Here is a 14236-nt window from a genome sequence, read left to right on the forward strand (position 1 = left end):
ACGGTGGGTGTCAGTACTTCCCGAAGGTGAGCGCGACGTTGTGCCCACCGAATCCGAACGAGTTGTTGATTGCGTACTTGTAGTTGCCCTGCCTCGGTTCGCCGGCGACGACATCGAGGTCGATCTCCGGATCGAGGTTACGCAGGTTAAGTGTCGGTGGGATGACGCCGTCGCGCAGCGCCAGGACGGTGAGAATGGACTCCACGGCCCCGACCGCGCCGACCGAGTGGCCGAGCGCGGACTTCGGTGCGTAGACCGCGGGACGGTGACCCCGCATCGCGTTGTTGATGGCCACGCCCTCGGCCACGTCGCCGACGCTGGTGCCGGTGGCGTGCGCGTTGACGTGGTCGATGTCCGAGGGCTGCAGACCGGCCAACTGGATCGCGCGGGTCATGGCGTAACCCGCCTGCTCGCCGTTGGGATCGGGCGCCACGATGTGGTAGCCGTCGGAGGTGACACTGGCGCCCATGATGCGGGCCAGGATGTTGGCGCCGCGGGCCTTGGCGTGCTCCTCGGTTTCGATGACCAGCATGGCGCCGGCCTCACCGAAGACGAACCCGTTGCGGTCTTTGTCGAACGGGCGACAGGCGCCCTGCGGATCGTCGTTGCTGTTGGACAGCACGATGCGCATCTGGGCGAAGCCGGCGATCGGCACCGCCTCGATCTTGGTTTCCACGCCACCGCAGATGGCCATATCGGCTTCACCGAGCACGATATTGCGCCACGCATTCGCGATGGCTTCGGAACCCGAGGCGCAGGCCGAGATCAGGGTGCTCACCCCGGCCTTGGCCTTGCGCTCGAGTCCGACAGCGGCGGCAGCGCCATTGGGCATGTACATCTGCACAACGAGTGGTGACACGGCACGAAGGCCTCTGGACCGCATGCCGTCGTAGGCGAACACCAACTCCTCGGCAGATCCCAGGCCGGTGCCGACCGACACCATCAGGCGCTTGGGATCGACCTCGGGAGTGCCTGCGTTCTCCCAGACGCGCCGGCCGATCACGGTCGACATCTTCTGGAGGTACGACAGGCGCCGGAGTTCGACGCGCGTCAGCTCATGATCGAAGTCTTCGAGGAGGTGACCGCCGATGCGAACCGGCAGGTCGTACTCTTCGACGAACGGGTCGGTGAGCGTGCGAATGCCGCTCTGCCCGTCCAGCAACTTCTTCCAGGTACTTTCGGCATCGGTTGCCAGCGCCGTCGACATGGCGACGCCGGTCACAACCACGTTGGGCAGACCGTTACCCGTGGACAATCCCGCCATTTCTACTGCGTTCTTTCCTCTCGTGCCTCAGTACCGCCCGAAGGTCAGGGCCACATTGTGGCCACCGAACCCGAACGAGTTGTTGATGGCGTACTGGTAGTCGCCATACCGAGGCTCACCTGCAACGATATCGAGATCGATCTCAGGATCCGGTGTTTCGTAGTTCAACGTCGGCGGGATGACGCCGTCGCGAAGAGCCAGCACTGTCAGCACGGATTCGAGTGCACCGACAGCACCGATGGAGTGGCCCAGGGCCGACTTCGGTGCGTACACCGCGGCGTTCTGCACACCGGCGACACGGATGGCGTTGGCCTCCGCGGTGTCACCGATCGGCGTGGCCGTGGCGTGAGCGTTGACGTGGTCGATGTCCTTGGCGTCCAGACCGGCGGTCTCCAGCGCACGCTTCATTGCGGCACCGGCCCGCAGGCCGTCGGCGGCCGGGGCCACCATGTGGAAGGCATCGGAGGTGATGCCGGCGCCCATCAGGCGGGCCAGCGGCTTGGCGCCACGGGCCAGGGCGTGCTCCTCGGTCTCGATGACCATGAGCGCACCGGCCTCGCCGAAGACGAACCCGTCACGGTCCTTGTCGAACGGACGCGACGCACCCTCGGGGTCTTCGTTCCGGGTCGACATGGCACGCATCATCGAGAACGCCGCGATCGGCAGCGCTTCGATGGCACCCTCGACGCCGCCGCAGACGGCGATGTCGGCGTCGCCCATGACAATCTGCCGCCAGGCATGGGCGATGCCCTCCGAACCCGACGAACACGCCGACACCGGCGTGATCACGCCTGCGCGGGCCCCGAGTTCGAGGCCGACGACCGCAGCCGCACCGTTGGGCATGATCATCTGAACGGCGAGCGGGGACACCTTGCGGGGCCCACCCTCGTTCATCGCGTCGTAGGTCTCGACGATCTTCTCGCCACCGCCGAGCCCGGTGCCGATGACCACCGCGAACCGGTCCGGGTCGACCTCCGGCTTACCGGCGGACTCCCACAGCTGGTTCCCGAGGTACTTGGCCATGCGCTGCACGTACGACATGCGGCGCATCTCCAGGCGGGTCATCAGTGGATCGAGCGGCTCCTTGAGGTGCCCACCGATCTTGGCCGGAAGATCCCACTTCGCGACGAAATCGTCTTCGAGGACGCGGATACCGCTCTCGCCTGCCAGCAGGCCCTTCCACGTGCTCTCGATGTCCGGCGCGATCGAGGTCGTCGCCGTAACGGCGGTTACCACAACGCTGGGGTAACCGCCATTAGCAGTGGAAGGCCTGGTCACTGGTCGGCCGAGAACTTCTCACGCAGGGCGGCGGCGGCCTCGGGGTTCTCTTCCTCGAGCTTCTGGATGTAGGCGACAACGTCACCGACGGTCCGCAGGCCGGCCAGATCCTCGTCGGGGATCTTCACGCCGTACTTGTCCTCGGTCTGCACGGCGATCTCCACCATGGACAGCGAGTCGATGTCCAGGTCGTCGACGAACGACTTCTCCGGGGTCACCTCAGACGGCTCGATGCCGGTGACCTCTTCGATGATCTCGGCGAGACCGGCGATGATTTCTTCCTGACTGGCGGCCACAATGGCTCCTTCTATTGGTGTTTTGCGTCCCCCGGGTGCGGAGGACTCTTTGGAACGTTCTGGGGTGGAGATGGTCTAGAGCTCGGTGAGGGTGTCGAGGTCCTCAGGGGACTTGATGGCGCGCGTCGGCGTGCCCTTGAGTTCCCGCTTCGCGATGCCGGCCAACGTACCGGCCGGCGGGAATTCGACGATCCCGGTGACCTCGCGCTGACGCATGCTCGCGGTGCACAGGTCCCAGCGCACCGGCTTGGTCAGCTGAGCGACGAGCTTCTCCATCGCATCGGCGGCCGAGGTGACGGGCTGTCCGTCGGCGTTCGACAGCAGTGTCGCGGTGGGCTCGGTTGTCGTTACAGACGAGGCCGCGGCCGCGTAGCCGTCGAGCGCGGAAGCCATGTAGTGGGTGTGGAAGGCGCCTGCGGTGGCCAGCTGGCGCACGCGGGCCTTGGCCGGCGGATCCTCGGCCAGCTTTTCCAGCGCCGACACGGCGCCGGCGGCCACGATCTGACCTGCCGCGTTGCGGTTGGCCGGGATCAGGTCCAGCGACTCCAGGCGGGCCAGCACCTCTGCCTCGTCGCCGCCGAGCACCGCGGACATGCCGGTGGGCTCGACCGCGCAGGCCTTGGCCATCTCGGCACCGCGGGTGGCGGCGAGCTTGACCGCGTCGTCGGCGGAGATCACCCCGGCGATCGCGTAGGCGGCGATCTCACCGACGGAATGCCCTGCCACGATGGTCTCGGCGGCAGCGACCTTGTCGAGCACGCCGCGCCGGACGAGTTCCTCATGGGCGAGCAGGGTGGCGGCCACCACCAGCGGCTGCGTCACCGCGGTGTCGGTGATCTCCTCGGCGGTTGCCGTGGTGCCCAGGCGGGCCAGATCCAGGCCGCTGATCTGCGACCAGGCCGCCAGACGGTCGGCGGCACCGGGCAGCTCCAACCATGGGGTGAGCATGCCGGGCGTCTGCGAGCCCTGTCCGGGGGCGAGCAATGCGAGCACGGGTCCTTGAGGCACGTCATTAAGAGAACACTGTGAAGTTGGTTTTGCGCCGTGTAAGAGATTATGAACCTTGTCTTATGTTTTTGTGGGATGTCTACAAAACTGCACGTGATGCGACATTGTCGATACCCCGCCGCGACACAGGTTTCTGGCGCGACGGCCGCTACCAGGCACGACGACCGCCCCCGCCGGCCGGTCCGACGGCGGGAACCGCCTTCGCGAGGCTGTTTGACGTGCTCGACTGAGACGACTGCGAGCTCAGCCGCCCGACGCTTGCCGCGACCCGCAGCACGTAGGCATCCCGGGGCACTGCGGGGTCGCGCCCGGTGAAGTCGGCGATCCGTTTCAGCCGGTACCGGACGGTATTTGGATGAACGAACAATTTGCGGGCGCAGGCCTCGATGGCGCCGCCGGAATCGAGGTACGCGTCAAGGGTTTCGGTCAGCGCGGGTCCGGCATCGGACAGCGGCCGCATGACCTCTGTCGCCAGGGCCGCGATCGCGTCCATGTCCCCGAGCAGTGCGCGCTCCGGCAGGAGCTCGCGGGCCGGGACCGGCCGCGGCGCGCCGCTCCAACCGGCCACGGCGTTCATGCCGGAGATCGCCTCCGTCGCGCTGCGGTGCGCGGCCGTCAGGGTGTGGGCCAACGGGCCGATCACCACTGGGCCGTCGGCGAAAACGGTCATCAGATCGGTGAGGAACCGATCGGTCGGCGACAGCGGACCGGACACGATGGTGACCAACCAGGTGCCGTGCACGTCCGACAGGGCCGCCCGGTCGTGGCGCTGCACCACGTCGCGCACGTCGTCGCTGGCCATATCTATGCGATCCGGGTGTGGCAGCCCCACGATCACCGTGGCGGGAGCCGTGGCATCCCAGTTCAGCGCCGCGGCCTGGGACTGCAATTCGGGCCCCACGTCACCACGTACCACGGCGTCGACGACGTTGGCCTCCATCCGCCGGTCCCAGGCGCCACGGGCCTCGGCCTGGTCGGCGTAGGCGCTGGCGGCCGCGAACGCCAGGTCACGGCTGTACCGCAGGATGCCTGCCGTCAGCGCCGTCAGTTGTTCTTCGGACCGGGCCAGTAGCGGCACGACCTCTTCGAAGAACTCCATGGTGGTGCGCACCATCTCCACCGACTGCCGCAGGGCGATCCGCCGCCGCAGATCCTGCGGCACCACTTCGAAGGCTTGCGCGGTGTAGCCGACGTCGCTTTGCGGGTTGCGCATCCATTCCACGAAGTTGACGACGGCGGTCTGGACCACCAGTTGCACGCTGGCCCGCTGCGACGCGTCGAGCTCGGCGAAGAACGACAACCGGTCTTCCATCGCATGCACGGCCTCGGTGGCCAGCCGGCCGGAGTACTGCTTCAACCGGCGCAGCGTCGAGTCCGGCACCGCCTCCAGCACCTCGACCGTGGTCTTCGGCGGGACGAACCGATTGTCGGGCATCCCTAAAAGCTACGCCGATCTTCTAGCGGATTCCTCCAAACCGCTTCTCGGCGAGCAGACATTCCGGTACGCGACACGCCGCGTTTCGGGTACCGGACTGTCTGCTCGCCGGAGAAAGCCGCCGGAAAAACGCTAGGCGCTGCCGGTGTCGACGTAAGACACCGCGGCGGCGAACACGTCGTCGATGCGGTACTTACGGGCGGCCTCGGCGGCTACCGAGGCGTCGATGTTGCCGTCACGGGCAAGCCCCTCCAGCACCGCCACCACGACCGACTCGGCGTCGGTGTTGAAGTAGCGGCGCGCGGCCGGACGGGTGTCGGAGAAACCGAACCCGTCGGCGCCCAGGGTGATGTAGGTGCCGGGCACCCAGGGCCGGATCTGCTCGGGCACGGCACGCATCCAGTCCGACACCGCCACGACCGGCCCCGCCGCATCGGCCAGCGAGGACGTGACATGCGGCGTCAGCGACGGCTGATCGGGGTGGCGCAGCCGGTGCTTTTCGATTTCCACACCTTCGCGATTGAGCTCGCCCCAGCTGGTCACCGACCACACATCAGCCGCGACATCCCATTCCTCGGCCAGCAGGTCAGCCGCCCGCAGCGCTTCGGGCATCGCGACGCCCGAAGCCAGGATCTGGGCGGTATTCGTGCGTGGCTCGGCTGCCGCGCGGTAGCGGTACATGCCGCGCAGCAGCGCCTCGGCGTCGAGGTTCTCCGGCTCGGCGGGCTGGACGTAGGGCTCGTTGTAGATGGTGATGTAGAAGAAGACGTTCTCGGCGTGCTCGCCGTACATCCTCTGCAGCCCAGACTCGATGATGTGGGCGATCTCGTAGGCGAACGCCGGGTCGTAGGTCACCGCAGCCGGGTTGGTCGACGCCAGCAGCAGCGAGTGTCCGTCGGCGTGCTGCAGGCCTTCGCCGGTCAGCGTGGTGCGGCCCGCGGTGGCGCCGAGCACGAAGCCCTTGGCCATCTGGTCGGCCGCCGCCCACAGCCCGTCGCCGGTGCGCTGGAACCCGAACATCGAATAGAAGATGTAGATCGGGATCATCGGCTCGTCGTGGGTGGAGTAGGACGTGCCCACCGCGGTGAACGAAGACGTCGACCCGGCCTCGTTGATGCCCTCGTGCAGGATCTGGCCTACTTCAGATTCCTTGTAGGCCAACATCAATGCCGAGTCCACCGACGTGTAGAGCTGCCCGTTGCGGTTGTAGATCTTCAACGACGGGAACCACGAGTCCATGCCGAACGTGCGGGCCTCGTCGGGGATGATCGGCACCAGGCGCGGCCCGATGTTCTTGTCGCGCAACAGTTCCTTGAACGTACGCACCGTCGCCATGGTGGTGGCCACGGCCTGGTTGCCCGACCCCTTCTTGAGGGGCTTGTACGACTCGGACGCAGGCAACGCCAACGGCGTGGTCTTGTTGCGTCGTGCCGGGAGGAATCCGCCAAGGGCACGGCGACGATCCAGCAGATAGCGGATCTCCGGGGTCTCCGGTCCGGGATGGTAGTACGGCGGCAGGTAGGGATCCTCTTCGAGTTGGGCATCGGAGATCGGTACCCGGGTGACGTCGCGGAAATCCTTGAGGTCTTGCAGCGCAAGCTTTTTCATCTGGTGCGTGGCGTTGCGCCCCTCGAAGTGGCTGCCCAACGTGTAACCCTTGATGGTCTTGGCCAGGATGACCGTCGGCTGCCCCTTGTGCTCGGTGGCGGCACGGTAGGCGGCGTACACCTTGCGGTAATCGTGGCCGCCGCGCTTGAGGTTCCAGATCTCCTGGTCGGTCATCGGCTCGACGAGGGCCTTGGTGCGCGGGTCGCGGCCGAAGAAGTGGTCGCGTACGTAAGCGCCGTCGTTGGCCTTGTAGGTCTGGTAGTCACCGTCGGGGGTGACGTTCATCAGGTTGACGAGCGCGCCGTCCTTGTCGGCATGCAGCAGCGCATCCCACTCGCGGCCCCACACCACCTTGATGACGTTCCAGCCGGCTCCGCGGAAGAACGACTCCAGTTCCTGGATGATCTTGCCGTTGCCGCGGACCGGGCCGTCGAGGCGCTGCAGGTTGCAGTTGATCACGAAGGTCAGGTTGTCCAGCGCCTCGTTGGCGGCAACCTGGATCAGGCCGCGGCTTTCGGGCTCGTCCATCTCACCGTCGCCGAGGAACGCCCACACATGCTGATCGGAGGTGTCCTTGATGCCGCGGTCGTGCAGGTAGTGGTTGAACCGGGCCTGATAGATCGCGTTCATCGGGCCCAGGCCCATCGACACCGTGGGGAACTCCCAGAAGTCGGGCATCAGCCGAGGGTGCGGGTAGGAGGGCAGCCCGCCGCCGGGATGGCTGTGTTCCTGACGGAAACCATCCAGTTGGTCGGTTGTCAGCCGGCCCTCGAGGAAGGCGCGGGCGTAGATGCCCGGCGAGGCGTGACCCTGGATGAAGATCTGATCGCCACCGCCCGGATGGGATTTGCCGCGGAAGAAGTGGTTGAACCCGACCTCATACAGCGACGCTGACGATGCGTAGGTGGAAATGTGGCCGCCCACACCGACTCCCGGGCGCTGGGCACGGTGCACCATGATGGCGGCGTTCCACCGGATCCAGGCGCGGTAGCGTCGCTCGACGTCCTCGTCGCCGGGGAACCACGGCTCCAGGTCGGTCGGGATGGTGTTGACGTAGTCGGTCGACGTCAGGGCCGGGATCGCGACGCGCTTCTCCCGCGAGCGTTCCAGCAGGCGCAGCATCAGATACCGGGCGCGGGCAGGACCGGAGCGCTCCAGCAACTCGTCGAACGACTCCAGCCACTCCGTGGTCTCATCGGTGTCGATGTCCGGCAGGTAGGAGGCAACCCCCTTCCGGATGACCCGAACCCGGTCGTGTTCGGCTGCGGTGGTGGAGTTTTGAGCCAGATCCTGGCGCGCGAACTCGGTGGTCAACTTCCGCTCCTTGTTAGGCGGTTAACAACTGATGGGTGCTTGTGGCGTCCTCTATCGTCCACCTATCGTGCCGTATTCGTGCCGCTGGGGTGTCGAGTGCAATGAACCCATCGGAATCGGTTCCAGCCGGTAACGTCTGCAGACCGTGCTGGTGGGTGGACAGTGTCGGGCGCGGCTGCGCGTCGCCGCGTTCGCGGTGGGCAGTGCGGCGTCGATCGCCATGGTGATCGTGGGCTGCACCCGCATGACCGACGGCGCGGCTGTCGCCGACCAGCAGGACGCCCAGCTGTACCGGGCCTCGATCTCGGCCTCCGTCGACGCGTCGAAGTCGAGCTCGGCGACGCGCGAGTCCGAACGGCAGGCCTCGCTGACCACCCAAGCGGTCCACGCGGTGTGCGAGGACATGAGCACCTCATCGGTCGACGCGGTCAACGCCGTCAACGCCTATGTCACCGCCGCCAACAACCACGGCGACGTGCAGTCGAAGGTCGGCCCGGCCGCCGATGCCCTCAACCACAGCGCTGACCTGGTCAGTTCCGGCTCCGTCGACGCGCTCGCGCCGGATCTGCGCGCCGCACTGAACGAATGGGTGGACGCTGCGCGGGCGCTCGCGACGGCAATTTCGAGCAACGCGGCGGTCGACACGATCAACGCCGCGACCGACCGATCCAACACCGCCAAGACCAACGCGCTGGACCGCTGCGACAAGGCGTATCGATGAACTGCCCGGCATGCGCCCGTACTCGGACACCGACGTGCGACGATTAGGACGAAAACGCATCAAGAGTGCACATGGAGCCTGAAGGAGGATCGACGGTGGTCGCGGCGGGGAAGGACTCTGACCCGAACTACGCCCAAAGTCTGGGCATCAACAAGGATCAGATAGTCCAGGAATTGGGCTGGGATGAGGACACCGACGACGACATCCGGGCCGACATCGAGGATGCGTGCGGCTCTGAGCTGCTCGACGAAGATTCGGACGAAGTGGTCGACGTCGTCTTGCTGTGGTGGCGGGACGGCGACGGGGACCTCGTAGACCGGCTGATGGACGCCATCACCCCACTGGCCGAGGACGGGGTCATCTGGGTGGTGACGCCCAAGACCGGCAAGCCCGGGCACGTGCAGCCCGCCGAGATCGCCGAATCGGCTCCGACCGCCGGGTTGATGCAGACCTCGTCGGCCAAGCTGGGGGACTGGACAGCGAGCCGGCTGGTGCAGCCGAAGTCCAAGGCTGCTGGGCGGCGCTAGCCGGTGCTCGAGGTGGGAACCGCAGCGCCCGATTTCACGCTGCGGGACCAGAACGGCCGCCCGGTGACCCTGAGCGGCTTCCGCAACACCAAAGACGTGCTGCTGGTGTTCTTCCCATTGGCATTCACCGCCGTCTGCCAAGGCGAGCTCGATGAGATCCGGGACAACCTCGCCGCCTACCACAACGACGACACCGCGACGCTGACGATCTCCGTCGGGCCCCCGCCCACCCACAAGATCTGGTCTGCCCAAAGCGGTTTCACTTTTCCGGTGCTGTCCGACTTTTGGCCGCACGGCGCCGTCTCACAGGCCTACGGGGTTTTCAACGACGATGCCGGCTACCCGAATCGCGGCACCTTCGTCATCGACCGTTCCGGCGTCATCCGCTTCGCCGAGGCGATGGAACCCGGTCAGCCACGCGATCAATCCGTATGGCGGCAGGCCTTGGCGGCCCTGCGCGCCTAGCGGATTTCCGGTCAAGGTGCCCCGCCGTGTACCGTGCCTGCGACGGGGCGCGTAGCTCAGTGGTAGAGCTCTGGTTTTACACACCAGCGGTCGGCGGTTCGATACCGTCCGCGCCCACCAGTCTTCCCCCAGGCCAGGAGCCCGAATTTCCTGGAGCCGGGGTCCGCGGCGCGCGCCCCGATAACCCAGGTGTTCTCCAGGTCCTCGAGCACGGCGCGAATCCGGATCAGGCAGGGTTGATCGTGCGCGGCGCCAACGGATCTCGCAGCATCGCACCGAGTAGTGGCACACCCGATGGAGTACACAGCTGCTGTCACCGTCGCCGCGTTGATGCGTGACCTGCCCGCGACGTTGAAGCTCACTGAGCTCGGTGACGAGTTGCTGAACAGCGGCTCCGCAGACCGGCTGTGGAATGCGCACATGCGGGCGGCGCTGGCTCCACCCAGCTTGGGCGGGGACCTGAGTCCGGGGCAGATCAGTGCCCCCGCGGCAGCGGCCGGCGGCCTGAGCCTGGCGGCACTGCTGGGGCTGTTGCTGTTGTCGCCGGGCTGAGTGCGAATGTGATGGGGATGCGGACGCGGGAACGTGGGATGGGGTTGATGTGTGATGAGTGAGACCGAGCCGTTCGGGAACCTCCACGGGGGCGAGTCCTCGTGGGGCCGTGTCCTGGCCGAGTCGTCGCTGCTCGATCTGATCGCCACACAGGTGCGCGGGTGGACCCCGCTGTCAGCCGCGGAGGCCGGGTGGCTGACCGACACCCCGGTGCCGGACGGGTGGCGGACGCTGGCGGTCGCCGAAGGTGTTGCGACTCCGCTGCGCGTCGTGGGGACCACCGTGGAGGGACACCCAGGGTGGGCGGGACTGCAAGCGCTGAGCGCTTTCCGGTTCACCGGCATGCCCGAACCCGAGCTGCTGATAGCGGGCGCCGACAAGGGCCTCCGGGAATGGAACGCCGAGGGTATCCGCGTCGATCCGATGGTGATGCCGAAGCTGTCCGGGGTGTGCGGAGTGCGCACCGACGGCTTCATCGCGTTGAACAACCAGGCGTTGTGGGTGCGGTACAGCACGTATGTGCGGGGTTCGTCCGAACCGGATCAAGGGGTGTTGGTTGAGCAGATCGTCGCGGCGGGCGCGGGTCCGCGGATGCGGCTCGGCGCGGAGATCGGCGCGCTCTCCGAGGCTGTGAAGAGTGCTTTCCTCGCGCACATTGGTGCGACGGAAGACGATGTAGCGGCGGCGGTTGCCGACCACGCCGAGCAGATGCGGCGGGAGGCTGAGGCCGGGCCCGTGCTGTCCGGGGAACAGAGGCGTTTCCTGGACTCCGCGTTGTCGGTGTGGGACGGGATCGCCGCTGGCCACCCGCCGCCGATCGAAGCTCTCGGTTACACGGGCAGGGCGGACTTCGAGGCGGATATCACTCGGCTCCGCCATCAGTTGGGTCGTGACAAGCCGGACCTGTCGACGCTGGACTGGTCGCGCATCCAGTTCCTCGCCGAGCTCAGTTGGGCCAGTGACATGTTCGGTGCTGGGGTGGAGTTCGAACTGGTCAGCCCGTTCAGCGACACCGATGCTCTCGCGCAGCTGCGTTCCATCCAACGTGCACTGATTCGAACGGTAGACCGGGCGCTGCTGTTTCCACTGGGGCGCAACGACTATCAGTGATGAGCGGATTCACGCGCCAGCTACCGCCCACGACCATCAACCAACCTTTGCACACGCCGTCATGCATCCTGTTCGGAACGCGTTCCAGCCGAGCGCTACGGGCGGCGACATTCCCTCCGTGATCGGATGGCGCAAGGCGTATTCTCCCGACCCCTCTCCGACGAGCCTCGGGGCGGTTCCCTTCATGGGCGTGAGGGAGAGCGTCCTGCGCGAAGATTCAACGCACGTCTTCTGGTCGGGCATCGCGCCCGGCACGGTGGTGCCGCTGCGGTGGCGTGGCTGCAGGCGCTGTTGGCCGCATACGTGAGTCGGTCCGAGAAGCGAGCGCTGACAGCCGCTGACCGCACCGATGCACGCAAAAGCCAGTCCAGTGAGGGGAACTGGGCTGACACTTGAGGTAGGTCAACATTGGTCAGGTGGGTGTTAATGACGTCCATGCAGCAGCACGGTGAGAAGACTTCGGATGCTGAGGTTATCGATCAGCCCCTGACGACGATTGAGACCGTGGACTTCGATGAGGTACCGCGTTACGGAACAGAACGCATCGTTACCCTGCTCGACCAAGCTCTGAGTGCGGGTGCACCCGAAGATCTGATCAAGGACGGCAAGGAACTCACGCTCGCGGCGAGCACTGCGTGGAAACCGTCGAGGCCGCTGCGCAAAGCTGATCCGATACCGGGGTCACGTGAGGAGGCGTTCGAGCGGAAGCAAGATGAGCTTCTCTTGCAACACCTCAACAAGAAACGCAAATTCCGCGACTTCTTCAAGGAGTACTTTCTACCGCTGGAGGAATTGCCGGGGGTGCACAGTTTCGTCGTGACCGTTCCAATCTTCATTCTTGGTTCGCCGAAAGCCAAGAAGTCAAAGGTCTCGATGAGGTGCTCTACGGAAACAACAAGCGACACCGGCTTTGAATTGAAGGTGTTCGGCAACGGGATGGGCGCGGACAAGACCTGCAAGGTGACGGTCGCCGAGGAATACGCCTGCGAGGGCGGAAGGGGCCGTCGTGGCGACCTCGAGGTGCCATGCCTGGCTGTCCCTTACGGTTTCCGTTTGAGTACGGGACCAAAGCTGCTGGGGTGGGGCTATGTCAAAGACGACACCCGTCACGGACGACTCATAGTCGCGGACTGTGACAAGGACGAACTTGATGCCCTAGTCGGTCAGCAGGATGGAGACGACATCGATCTCGCCGGTGCTTCTGAGGGCACAACGATCAAAAGAACAGTCGAACAAGGTAACGCCCGAGACTACAGCCTGGGTGTGGCAAAGGGATCTGACGTAAGTGCAAAAGTGAAGGTCTCGGTGAAGGCATCGCAAAAGATCGAAATCACCGTCGAACTCCCGGGGCGGTTCACATATCGACCATGCGCACCCGCTCAGGGTGTAGGTGCGATCTGGCGCGTTATATAACGCCGGCGCGAAGCGTTTGGGATCGCGGAAACTCAGGCCCCGCCGTACTGGGAGTCGACAACCCAGGCAGTGGCCAATTAGCGAAATGACTGGACATGAAACCCACGACTTCCCCGGCTACGTGGTACTTCCTTGGGCGTGGCCCCCACTGAGAATTTCGAGCTGGAATCGGCCACCGGCGTGGATGAGCGTGCTGCCGGTGACGTCGACAGGGCGGTCCTTGGAGGGCCGCCGCAGCGAGTCGGCAGATTCGAATACCGATACGACACGGATGCGTGGACGTGGTCCGACGCTGTTGCGCGGATGCACGGTTATGAGCCGGGAGAGGTGCAGCCGACCACGGAGCTGATGCTTCGCCACAAGCATCCCGACGACCTCGCTCACGTGAAGACCTTGCTGGGGCAAGCCGAAGCGCCGTTCAGCAGCCGCCACCGCATCTACACCACTACCGGAGAGATCCGCAAGGTCGTCGTGGTCGGGGAGGCGGTCTCGGACGAAAGCAAGCGGATTGTCGCGACACGGGGCCTGTATGTCGATGTCACCGGTGCGGTTGAGGACGAACTCCAACGCGAGGTCGGCGATGAGTTGCGCACGATCGTCGCCGACCGCGCGGTGATCGAACAAGCCAAAGGCATGCTGATGGTGGCCTACGCCATCGATGCTCGTGCTGCTTTTCACCTGCTGCGGTGGCGGTCGCAGGAAGCGAATATCAAGGTGCGCGACATCGCCCGTGAGGTTGTGTTGAAAGTGCCTGCGCTGCTGGATCTTCAACCGTCCGGACGCGGTCAGATCGACCACTTCCTGATGTCGCTTGCCGACGCCGGGGAGTGAACGCTGGCTCAGCTCTCGCCGGCGTCTGCCTCATTGCGCTTGTCCGCAGCCAGCTTGTAGTCGCCCTGCGCCGACTGGCGATGAAATGCCGCAGACTCGTCGTGCACGTCGGTAGAACTGGCGCCCTGTCGGACGGTTTGTTCGTCCACTTCTGCGACCCGCTCGTGAAGTCGGGCTGTCTTTTCGAGGCTGCGCGCGGCTGAGCGGGCCGCCTGCGCAGCGCGGATACGCGCTCTTTCCGCGCTGCGTTCGGCTTGTTCGACGTCGTCGTAACCAAGCGACGGTCCTGCAGTGAAACCTTCAGTTCGCCGGCGCAGTTCAGCGGCTCTGCGTGCCGCTTCAGCCGCTCGGGATCCCGGATCGTCGGTAGTGGCCATCGTGGCGCCTCCTCGGTGGGCTCAGGTCTGTGTTCCC

General features: G+C 65.7%; 14 protein-coding genes and 1 tRNA gene. 8 read left to right on the forward strand and 7 right to left on the reverse strand.

Annotated elements, in window-relative coordinates:
- Positions 1–10: 10 nt before the first annotated feature.
- The 6 genes from kasB to aceE all read right to left on the reverse strand — a co-directional run bounded on the left by kasB (position 11) and on the right by aceE (position 8203).
- Positions 11–1264, reverse strand: coding sequence for a 3-oxoacyl-ACP synthase KasB (kasB, locus tag BTO20_RS13155; RefSeq protein ID WP_087076479.1), 1254 nt, complete (start codon positions 1262–1264; stop codon positions 11–13).
- A gap of 27 nt (positions 1265–1291) precedes the next feature.
- Positions 1292–2542, reverse strand: coding sequence for a 3-oxoacyl-ACP synthase KasA (gene kasA / locus BTO20_RS13160; protein WP_087076481.1), 1251 nt, complete (start codon positions 2540–2542; stop codon positions 1292–1294).
- Positions 2539–2838: a meromycolate extension acyl carrier protein AcpM gene (acpM, locus tag BTO20_RS13165; RefSeq protein WP_018599434.1), complete on the reverse strand. Its 300-nt coding sequence runs from the start codon at positions 2836–2838 to the stop codon at positions 2539–2541. The genes kasA and acpM overlap by 4 nt, the downstream gene beginning before the upstream one ends.
- 75 nt (positions 2839–2913) lie before the next feature.
- The gene (locus BTO20_RS13170; RefSeq protein WP_087076483.1) at positions 2914–3831 is read right to left on the reverse strand and encodes an ACP S-malonyltransferase; all 918 of its coding nucleotides are present in this window, start codon (positions 3829–3831) and stop codon (positions 2914–2916) included.
- A 163-nt stretch (positions 3832–3994) separates the two neighbouring features.
- On the reverse strand, positions 3995–5281 hold the full coding sequence (locus BTO20_RS13175) for a PucR family transcriptional regulator (RefSeq protein ID WP_087076485.1): 1287 nt from the start codon (positions 5279–5281) through the stop codon (positions 3995–3997).
- 132 nt (positions 5282–5413) lie between these two features.
- Positions 5414–8203 (reverse strand): pyruvate dehydrogenase (acetyl-transferring), homodimeric type, encoded by a 2790-nt coding sequence (gene aceE / locus BTO20_RS13180; RefSeq protein ID WP_087076488.1) that lies wholly within the window; start codon positions 8201–8203, stop codon positions 5414–5416.
- A gap of 145 nt (positions 8204–8348) precedes the next feature.
- Between aceE and BTO20_RS13185 the strand changes: the two genes are divergently transcribed.
- The 8 genes from BTO20_RS13185 to BTO20_RS13220 all read left to right on the forward strand — a co-directional run bounded on the left by BTO20_RS13185 (position 8349) and on the right by BTO20_RS13220 (position 13822).
- On the forward strand, positions 8349–8924 hold the full coding sequence (locus BTO20_RS13185; protein WP_087076491.1) for a hypothetical protein: 576 nt from the start codon (positions 8349–8351) through the stop codon (positions 8922–8924).
- Between the two features lie 95 nt (positions 8925–9019).
- Positions 9020–9451: a DUF3052 domain-containing protein gene (locus BTO20_RS13190; protein ID WP_198344508.1), complete on the forward strand. Its 432-nt coding sequence runs from the start codon at positions 9020–9022 to the stop codon at positions 9449–9451.
- Positions 9452–9454: 3 nt separating this feature from the next.
- On the forward strand, positions 9455–9916 hold the full coding sequence (locus BTO20_RS13195; RefSeq protein ID WP_087076495.1) for a peroxiredoxin: 462 nt from the start codon (positions 9455–9457) through the stop codon (positions 9914–9916).
- 45 nt (positions 9917–9961) lie between these two features.
- Positions 9962–10036: transfer RNA gene (locus BTO20_RS13200), tRNA-Val, on the forward strand.
- A 174-nt stretch (positions 10037–10210) separates the two neighbouring features.
- Positions 10211–10468 carry a hypothetical protein gene (locus BTO20_RS13205; RefSeq protein ID WP_087076497.1) on the forward strand — a complete coding sequence of 86 codons (258 nt, stop codon included), beginning with the start codon at positions 10211–10213 and terminating at the stop codon, positions 10466–10468.
- Positions 10469–10522: 54 nt separating this feature from the next.
- Positions 10523–11578, forward strand: coding sequence for a hypothetical protein (locus BTO20_RS13210; protein WP_087076499.1), 1056 nt, complete (start codon positions 10523–10525; stop codon positions 11576–11578).
- Between the two features lie 426 nt (positions 11579–12004).
- Positions 12005–12991: a hypothetical protein gene (locus tag BTO20_RS13215; RefSeq protein WP_087076501.1), complete on the forward strand. Its 987-nt coding sequence runs from the start codon at positions 12005–12007 to the stop codon at positions 12989–12991.
- Positions 12992–13129: 138 nt separating this feature from the next.
- On the forward strand, positions 13130–13822 hold the full coding sequence (locus BTO20_RS13220; RefSeq protein WP_087076503.1) for a PAS and ANTAR domain-containing protein: 693 nt from the start codon (positions 13130–13132) through the stop codon (positions 13820–13822).
- Between the two features lie 8 nt (positions 13823–13830).
- On the opposite strand, the gene BTO20_RS13225 is transcribed toward BTO20_RS13220, so the two are convergent.
- Positions 13831–14199: a hypothetical protein gene (locus tag BTO20_RS13225; protein WP_232491132.1), complete on the reverse strand. Its 369-nt coding sequence runs from the start codon at positions 14197–14199 to the stop codon at positions 13831–13833.
- Positions 14200–14236: the final 37 nt, after the last annotated feature.

Origin of the sequence: Mycobacterium dioxanotrophicus, assembly GCF_002157835.1 — a bacterium.
Taxonomy (GTDB): Bacteria; Actinomycetota; Actinomycetes; order Mycobacteriales; family Mycobacteriaceae; genus Mycobacterium; species Mycobacterium dioxanotrophicus.

Excerpts from the sequence above, each read along its gene's own strand:
- BTO20_RS13210 (WP_087076499.1), top strand. The coding sequence starts at position 10,523 with ATGAGTGAGACCGAGCCGTTCGGGAACCTCCACGGGGGCGAGTCCTCG.
- BTO20_RS13205 (WP_087076497.1), top strand. The coding sequence starts at position 10,211 with ATGGAGTACACAGCTGCTGTCACCGTCGCCGCGTTGATGCGTGACCTG.
- BTO20_RS13175 (WP_087076485.1), bottom strand. The coding sequence starts at position 5,281 with ATGCCCGACAATCGGTTCGTCCCGCCGAAGACCACGGTCGAGGTGCTG.
- BTO20_RS13225 (WP_232491132.1), bottom strand. The coding sequence starts at position 14,199 with ATGGCCACTACCGACGATCCGGGATCCCGAGCGGCTGAAGCGGCACGC.
- BTO20_RS13215 (WP_087076501.1), top strand. The coding sequence starts at position 12,005 with ATGACGTCCATGCAGCAGCACGGTGAGAAGACTTCGGATGCTGAGGTT.
- kasB (WP_087076479.1), bottom strand. The coding sequence starts at position 1,264 with ATGGCGGGATTGTCCACGGGTAACGGTCTGCCCAACGTGGTTGTGACC.